Annotated in this window: 6 protein-coding genes; 2 read left to right on the top strand and 4 right to left on the bottom strand. The window is 52.9% G+C overall.

Features of this window, described 5'->3' with window-relative positions:
• Nucleotides 1-363: 363 nt before the first annotated feature.
• Nucleotides 364-684, bottom strand: coding sequence for a DUF6122 family protein (locus FRY97_RS16415; RefSeq protein WP_147168651.1), 321 nt, complete (start codon nucleotides 682-684; stop codon nucleotides 364-366).
• A gap of 483 nt (nucleotides 685-1167) precedes the next feature.
• Between FRY97_RS16415 and recQ the strand changes: the two genes are divergently transcribed.
• Nucleotides 1168-3306, top strand: a complete 2139-nt coding sequence (gene recQ / locus FRY97_RS16410; protein WP_147168650.1) for a DNA helicase RecQ — start codon at nucleotides 1168-1170, stop codon at nucleotides 3304-3306.
• Between the two features lie 116 nt (nucleotides 3307-3422).
• Here the strand turns inward: recQ and FRY97_RS16405 are convergent, their stop codons facing one another.
• Both FRY97_RS16405 and FRY97_RS16400 read right to left on the bottom strand, forming a co-directional pair.
• Nucleotides 3423-4307 (bottom strand): Rpn family recombination-promoting nuclease/putative transposase, encoded by an 885-nt coding sequence (locus tag FRY97_RS16405; RefSeq protein ID WP_147168649.1) that lies wholly within the window; start codon nucleotides 4305-4307, stop codon nucleotides 3423-3425.
• A 740-nt stretch (nucleotides 4308-5047) separates the two neighbouring features.
• Nucleotides 5048-5488 carry a winged helix-turn-helix transcriptional regulator gene (locus tag FRY97_RS16400; RefSeq protein ID WP_147168648.1) on the bottom strand — a complete coding sequence of 147 codons (441 nt, stop codon included), beginning with the start codon at nucleotides 5486-5488 and terminating at the stop codon, nucleotides 5048-5050.
• Nucleotides 5489-5617: 129 nt separating this feature from the next.
• Between FRY97_RS16400 and FRY97_RS16395 the strand changes: the two genes are divergently transcribed.
• Nucleotides 5618-6505 (top strand): nuclear transport factor 2 family protein, encoded by an 888-nt coding sequence (locus FRY97_RS16395; RefSeq protein WP_147168647.1) that lies wholly within the window; start codon nucleotides 5618-5620, stop codon nucleotides 6503-6505.
• A 429-nt stretch (nucleotides 6506-6934) separates the two neighbouring features.
• Here FRY97_RS16395 and FRY97_RS16390 read toward each other — a convergent pair whose 3' ends face one another.
• Nucleotides 6935-8224: a PDZ domain-containing protein gene (locus FRY97_RS16390; RefSeq protein WP_170254693.1), complete on the bottom strand. Its 1290-nt coding sequence runs from the start codon at nucleotides 8222-8224 to the stop codon at nucleotides 6935-6937.
• Nucleotides 8225-8236 lie beyond the last annotated feature (12 nt).

Here is an 8236-nt window from a genome sequence, read left to right as displayed (position 1 = left end):
GCACGGAGGTACACGGAGCGTTTTATCTCTGTGCTGCTTTGTGTACTCAGTGCATCAGTGCCTGTTTTCGTCACGGAGACAGAGAGCGCACGGAGGTACACGGAGCGTTTTATCTCTGTGAGCATCAGTGTCACAGTGCATCAGTGCCTGTTTTCGTCACAGAGACAGAGAGCGCACGGAGGTACACGGAGCGTTTTATCTCTGTGGGCCTCAGTGTCACAGTGCCTCTGTGCCTGTTTTCGTCACGGAGACAGGGAGCGCACGGAGGTACACGGAGCGTTTTATCTCTGTGCTGCTTTGTGTACTCAGTGCCTCTGTGCCTGTTTTCGTCACAGAGACAGGGAGGGCAAAGAGCAATGCCAGCTACCACAAACAGTCTTGGAAATCGGTGAGCATGTGGAACAACAGCCCCACCGCAGCTATCCGGGCCCTGGGCCAGAACAGCAACAGCACATATAGCCCAATAGCCGGAAAGGAGTGCAAAGGGTGGAAGCCGATGCTGCAACGGCCCGGGTCGAACACGGGGGTAGCAAGCAGGTGGTCCAGGTCCACGAGCATAGTCAGCAGCATAATGCCCCACGCCCGCTTCCATTGACTGCGGAAAAACAAGAAGCCCAGCAAGCCCGGGGCCAGGAGGTGCAGGCTGTAGTGCACCACCGGCTGTAGCCAAGAGAGGTGTTCCATCTTTTTTCCCCGGAAGGTAAGCATTCCCCGGCTACCCCTACCCCATGAATATGGGGTTTCCGGCCAACTAAGCTATGCCTACCTTTGAAGGGTTAGTAAGGATAAAAACTAAACCCCGGTTATCACTTCCTTTCTTTGATCACAAGAAGCGTGTTTGAATAGGTTCCCGTTCTGCGGGAGCCTAAACACTTCCCTCAAAAGGAAGCAACTAAACCTCAGCGGCTGGCACTGTATTGAGCAGCATCAGCCCTTTTTGCTGAGCAAAACAGAAAGGCGCTGCCCAAGCCCTTTCAAGCCAATTAGCCCGGAGGTTGCCTCTGGGCTTTTGTTTGCCCCCTTGTTTTTCCCGTCAACCCGGCCCTGCCGGAATCCTCATTTTGCCCCATCCGCTTTGTCCTACTGCCTGTTATGCTTAATTTCGGCCATCGGGCCGCCCGCCCGCACACCGAACGCGCCCCGCGCGAACCAAAAAACCGTACAGCAATGACGCAGATGCCCGCCGCGCTCGATGCGCTGAAAAAATATTTTGGATACGATGCTTTCCGGCCCTTACAGGCAGAGATCATACAGGCGGTCTTCGACAAGAAAGATGCCTTAGTGCTCATGCCCACCGGCGGCGGCAAATCCATCTGCTACCAGATACCAGCCCTTGTGCTGCCGGGCACAGCTGTGGTGGTCTCCCCATTGATCTCCCTGATGAAAGACCAGGTGGAAGCCCTGCGGGCCGCGGGGGCCAGGGCCGCCTTCCTGAACAGCTCCCTGGGCGAAGCCGATCAGCGGGCGGTAGAGGACGATTTCTTCAACGGGGCGCTCGACCTGCTTTACGTCTCCCCTGAAAAGCTGGTGTCCCAAACCTTTCAGCCCCTGCTGCAAAAAGCACCGGTCAACCTCTTTGCCATAGACGAAGCCCACTGCATCTCTTCCTGGGGGCACGATTTCCGGCCTGAGTACACCCGCATGAAGTTTTTGCGCACGGCGTTCAAGAACATCCCGATCATTGCCCTTACCGCTACCGCCGACCGGCTGACGCGGAAGGACATCGTTTCCCAGCTCAACCTCGCTGCCCCGGAGATCTTTATCGCCTCCTTCGACCGCCCCAACCTCAGCCTGGAAGTCCGCCCCGGGCAAAAACGGCGCGAACAGATCATCCGCTTTATTGGCAAACGGCCCAATCAGCCCGGCATCATCTACTGCATGAGCCGAAAAGGCACCGAAACCCTGGCGGAAAAACTGAACGAAGCGGGCATACAAGCCGGGCACTACCACGCCGGGCTGAGCCCCGAGGAACGCGACCGCGTACAAGAGGATTTCATCAACGACAACCTTATGGTGGTCTGCGCTACGGTCGCCTTCGGCATGGGCATCGACAAATCCAATGTGCGGTGGGTCATTCACTACAACCTGCCTAAAAATATTGAGAGCTACTACCAGGAGATCGGCCGGGCAGGCCGGGACGGGGCCCAAGCGGACACCCTCCTGTTCTATAGCTACAGTGATGTTTCCCTGATGGAGGACATCCTGCGGCAGAACGACAGCGATCAGCTCGATATCAAACTGGCCAAGCTCGACCGCATGCGGCAATTTGCGGAAGCGGTAGGCTGCCGGCGGCGCATCCTCCTGAGCTATTTCAGCGAAGAGTCGACCGAAGACTGCGGCAACTGCGACATCTGCCGCAACCCGCCACAAACCATCGATGGCACAGAGATTGCGCAAAAAGCCCTTTCTGCGATCTACCGGATGCGCCAAAAAGCAGGCCTGAACATGGTCATAGATGTGCTGAGGGGCAGCGGCAAAAAGGAAGTTTTTGAAAAAGGGTATCAGCACATCAAGACCTATGGGGCCGGGCGCGATATCCCTTATCTGGAATGGCAGCACTACCTCCTGCAGCTGCTCAACTATGGCTTCATCGAAATTGCCCACGAAGAGCACCACAACCTGAGGCTCACGCCGGCCAGCAAGCGGGTCTTGTTCGAAGGGGAGCAAGTGCCCCTTGTGCGCTTCGCCACCCTTAAAGAGCGGCAGGCGGCTGAAAAAGCCGCAGCCAAAGCGGCCAAAGCTTCCCCTCAGGGGGTCAGGGACGAGCTGTTCGAAAAGCTCCGGCAACTGCGCAAGCAGCTCGCACAAGAGCGCGGCGTGCCGCCTTACCTCATTTTCAATGACAAAACACTGGAAGAAATGGCAGCGGTCAAGCCGATGACGGACGCCGATATGGTCAGGGTCTCAGGCGTGGGCGAGCGCAAGCTCTACCTCTACGGCAGCTACTTCATTGATGCCATTATCGAACACCTCGGGCCTTCGTCAGGCAGAGGGCAGGCCTCCACTTATCAGGTGACTTTCGATATGTACCAACGGGGGCTCAGCGTTGGGGAGATCGCCGCCAAACGGAAGCTGAACGAGGGCACTATCTTCTCCCACCTCGCCGTACTGTTCGAGAAAGGGCAGGACATCAACCTCTTCGACCTGGTATCTGCAGCTGAGGTGGAACAGGTGGCCCAAAGCCTGAGGTACCTGCAGGAGCCCTACAAGCTCAAAGACATCTTCGAGTACCTGAATGAGGCGGTGCCTTACCATAAAATACGCTTGGCCCTGGCTTATCAAAAACGCAAGGCGGGCACGCCCTGACCCTGGGGGCACCGCGCTCCGTATTGCCCCCAAGGTACACGCTCTCGGGGGAGACTGACATGCTCAGAAGCTGAACCGGAAACCGGGGCTGCCCTCTGGAAGCCTCTTTAGCGCTCTTATAGCCTTTCTATTTCTTCTTTGCTCAATCCCGTTGATTTCATGATCATATCAATTGGTATAGCATTATCTCGGAGTGCTCGTGCTATTTCTAAGGTCCTTTCTTTCCTTCCTTCTTTCCTTCCTTCTTTCCTTCCTTCTTCAATCCCTTCTTCAAGCCCTTCTTCTCGTGAGGTATCGATAACATTCTTAATGTCCCGGTAATATTTCAAACTCTCCTCGTAGGCTGCTCTTTCTACTTGCGAGAACTTCGCGATTTCCGCAGCATCGAATAATTTTTGAAATATCCGGTCTTGCAATTGTTGGGGCCGGTCTTGCAGTTCTGATAAATGACGAAATACATATAACCACTTATCAAAGTGGCTTTCTAGCTCTTCCTGTGTTTTTTTGAATTTCGGAAGTTCGATATAGATAAATTTTAGCTTATCGTAAAAAACCTCGCACCTTTCGTTTTTGAGCTCAATCAGGTGAAGCAGCCCCTCCTCATTTTTATGATCGTCAAAGATAAAGTCGAGTACCCCTACAGTGTATACCGGGTCTTGCCTAAAATCCCAATCCCCTTTCTTAGCTTGCTCCTGAATCGGGAAGGAAGCGTAGTAAATGCTCCTGTCCTTGAAATAATTCTGCTTTGCTTTCTGCACCTCCACTATGAACCGCTCTCCTGACTTGCCAATACAGTACAGGTCGAATACTGCTTTCCTGTCTAATTCGGCCTGCCCCAACTGTTCGTTTTTGGCGTAGTTCAAATCCTTGATCTGATGACGTTCCGGCAGGATCTGATTCAAAAAGTCAATCAACAAGTCTTTGTTGGGCTCAGTCCCAAAAAGTTTCTTGAACCCAAAATCGGTCAATGGGTTGATGTACCTATCAGTCAAATTACTCATTACGCTATTCGATTTCTGGAAATCCGGTTAATTTTTATTTTCAACAGCCCTTCTGATTCATCAGTCAGATCAATGAGGCGCAAACCAGATTGTCGTTTTTTTGGGGGCCTGCCCCTGCCGTGAGGGCAGGTGCCGCTATGCTACGGGGCTCGCTCTTCGCTCGGCCTTATCAGGCCTGCTGCCCCTTCGCAGCGCTAGGCCAATGCCAGGCTAGAGCCCCAAAAGCATAAACGCCTATGACATTTTGGTTCACGCCCGATCAATGAACCTAATGCCAATTCCCCGATTGAATCCGGCCAGAATATCTAAGGGCGTGCTGGGACTTTAGTAATCGGTCTATCCCGCTAGACAGCAGGACACTTTTTCGCTTATGCTTCGCCCCGAAAATCCTTCCCGCTTTTGTGCATCAAAAGCGGGACTTGGGTAAACTCCGGCTCTCGACTAGAAGACCAAAATCCCAACACGCTCTCTAAATCACTTGATAGCGCTGGACAATTTTCGAAGGGCATCTTGCATTTCAAGAACTTCCATGACAATTGACCTGAACTCAGGGGTCAAAATAGTGCTTTCTATCTTATGAATCAACAGCAACTGTTCTAGCCTATTGTTTCTCAGCAGATCAGCTACTGCCCACTCAAAGGAATATGCTAATCAAGGCGAAAAACGGAGTCGATGCCGGCAGCATCGGCGAGTATTTTTAACGCTGAGCAGCACAAAATTCGGCAAGTGCAGACCAAATTTTAAACTCCCAACACGGTCTTAGCCAATTTTTTCCTGTATTCCGCCACCAATACATTGCCAAAAGCGGCCTGATCGTTTCTCAAAAAAACCATTTCTTCCCCATCTACGATAGTGGGATGAATGTCTCTAAGATGCTTATCGCTCCAAGCCGCAAGCCCCACAAGAATGGGGGCCAACGCCAAGCCCTTTTCTGTCAAGAGGTAGAGGTTGGTCTTTTTGTTGTTCGGCCGTTTTGTTTTGACGACAATGCCCACTTCTTCCAAGATTTTGAGTTTGGCAGAAAGGATATTAGTCGCTATGGCCTCTTCGCTTTCTGTGAAGTCCTTGAAGGTCTCCTTGCCTTCAATGAGCATTTGCTTTACGATAACCAAAATCCACTTGTCCCCCAGAACGTCTAAGGCTGAGGTGAACGGGCAATCGCATCTGAAGTCTTGTCGCATCTGTTAAGTTAACATTAAGGATTACTTGCAAAATGAAATTAATTTACAAAATCACTTGCGCATTGAAAGCAATTTGCTATTTTTGCTTGCGAAACAAAAGTAATAACCGTTTATCAAAAGACAAAATCAATGCAAAAAGTATTAACCGTATTGGCACTATCAGGGCTGCTCGCTTCCTGTGGCCATGCGCAGACAAGACCAACAAGCGAGCTCAATGCTAAAGAATCAAAAAAGATGGACAACAAGGAGATCGTAGGCACTTTCTTAGGTGCTGTGATGAAGCAAGACACTGCAACTATGCGGGAAGTTGCCAACGCGGATTACATTCAGCACAATCCATTTGTGCCGACTGGCTTGGAACCTTTTATCGGCCTATTGCCCCTTTTAAAAGAGCACGGGACTTATGCCGAAAACGTGCGGATGTTTCAAGATGGCAACTATGTGTTTATGCATAACATCTGGAGGAACGCCAAACCGTTTGGTGCAGATGAAATGGTAGCTTTTGACATCATCCGTGTGGATGAAAACGGAAAAGTGGCCGAGCATTGGGATGCCATGACCGTTTTGGTTAATGAAACGGCAAGCGGAAGGACACAAACCGATGGGCCGGCCACCGTTGAAGACTTAGATAAAACCGAAGCGAACAAAGCCTTGGCAGTTTCCCTTATCGAAGACGTTTTAATGGGTAAAAACCCAAGTAAAATTGGCGATTACATCAGTGCTGAAGCGTACCATCAGCACAACCCACAAATTAAAGACGGGCTGACGGGCATAGTGGAAGCAGTAGCGTACCTCACTTCCCAAAACAATATGTTCAAATACACCAAAATCCATAAAGTGCTGGGCGAAGGCAACTTCGTGCTAACGGTGAGCGAAGGGGAATGGAATGGTGGCAAGCAACACGTATTTTACGACTTGTTCAGAATGAAAGGCGGGAAAATCGTGGAACATTGGGATGTGATTCAAGAAATACCAACAGAAGGATTGGCACACGATAACGGAATGTTTGGGTTTTAGCCCGCGTTTTAAATTTCTTCCTAAAAATCCAGAATTGTATTTGCTTACCGTTCTGGATTTTCATTTTCCTAATTGGCTGCAACTCCTTAGGCACTCGACTGGCAGCTCTTTTCCTGATGCAGGACCACCCCACGCGCGCTTTGCCCTCCCGCGCATACAGCGGGGCTGCTACCTGGCCTGGCAAAGCCCGCGGGGCTCAAACAAGAAACCCCGGGCTGACCGCTTTGCAACGGGCTAGCGCTGCGGAGGGGTGGGAAGCCCGACAGGGCCGAGCGGATAGCGAGCCCCGCAGCATAGCGCCCCCTGCCACCGGGCAGGGGGAGCCCCCAAAAATAGCAGTCCGATGTAGTGGGGCCCACGCAAGGAAAAGCCCCAGGCGGCATGCAGCGGCCCGGGGCAAAAGGATCTATCTTAACTTCATCACTCCTATCAAACGCGGTTGACCAACAGCAGGGCTTTGGAGAACACTTCATCGCCCTGCCGTACGGTCAGGATGAGGGTGCCCGGCGCAGCATCGCGGAGGGAGACTTCCTCATCGAAGCGGCCATTGAAAGCGTTTTGCTCATTGCTGTAGACTACGCGCCCGGTTGCATCGGTAATTTGGATCGTGGTCGGGACCGCCTCCCCTTCAAATTGTACCCGTACCTGCCCAAAGCTTGGGTTTGGGAACGCATTGAAGCCTTGCAGTTGCAGCTCATTGTAGGGGGCATTCAGCTGCCCTTCTCCCTTGCCGGGCAGGGGCGCTTCGGCCGGCTCCTCGGTTGGGGCATCGGTTTCACAAGCGTAGAAACGGGCGTTGATGTCCTGCACCTGCCCACCGCGCGCTACTTTCAGGGTAAAGGCTTCGCCGGGCTCGTGCTTATTGCGCTCTATGTGCAGTTCGCTGCTGCTATTGACAGGGACGCCATCGAGGGCAAGGATATGGTCGCCGGCTTCTACCCCGTATTCTTCTGCGGGGGTCTGCCCGATGATATCGGTGACCAATACCCCTTCGCCGATGAGGCTGTTGTCTTTGAGCATGACGCCGATGAACACCTCGCAGGGCTTGGCATCCGGGTTGAACATAGTGCGTGCATAGGTACGCTCGCCGAGGGTGACGTTGAGCGTCATGGGCGCTCCATTTCGGAGGATGCTGACCGGCACGATCTGGCCGGGGCTGAGTTTGCTGAGGGCGCTGCGCAGGCCGTAGGTGCCGTTGGAGGCATGCCCCCCGACATCGAGGATGATGTCATTGGCGAGCAGGCCGGCGGCGGCGGCGGGCTTGCCTTTGACGGTGTTGGACACCCTCACCCCTTTGTTGCCGGGAGCACTGGCCGGATAAATGCCAAGAAAAGCTTTCACGGCTTCCTCCTTGTAGGTGCGGGGCGGGTTATCATCGTTAAACGCCACCTCCACCTCGTCCGCGAAGATGGTCATGCGCTGCATGCCTTCCATGTCCTGAGCGGAGCGGCGGAAGAAAAAGATGGCTTCCTGCTCCCCTTCCTCTGCATTTTCGGGCGCGCTCACGATCACCTTGCTCTCTTGGCCCGGCCCGATCAGTTCCAGGTACTGATCAAGGGCCTCCTGTGTGCTCAGCTGCTTTTTAAGGGTGATGACGGTGCCGTCCTCTTGTTGAATCTCTTGGACAACGGTCACTTTGGTTTGCTCTTGTGCGTGTAGGGCCAGAGCGGAGCCTAGAAAGGCTATGCCGAGGAGGATTTGGGTAAATTCCTTCTTCATAACAGTCGGTTT

The organism is Phaeodactylibacter luteus, from assembly GCF_007993045.1.
GTDB lineage: Bacteria > Bacteroidota > Bacteroidia > Chitinophagales > Saprospiraceae > Phaeodactylibacter > Phaeodactylibacter luteus.
Note: the sequence above shows the minus strand (reverse complement) of the source record. Positions and strands in the feature narration are given on the sequence as shown.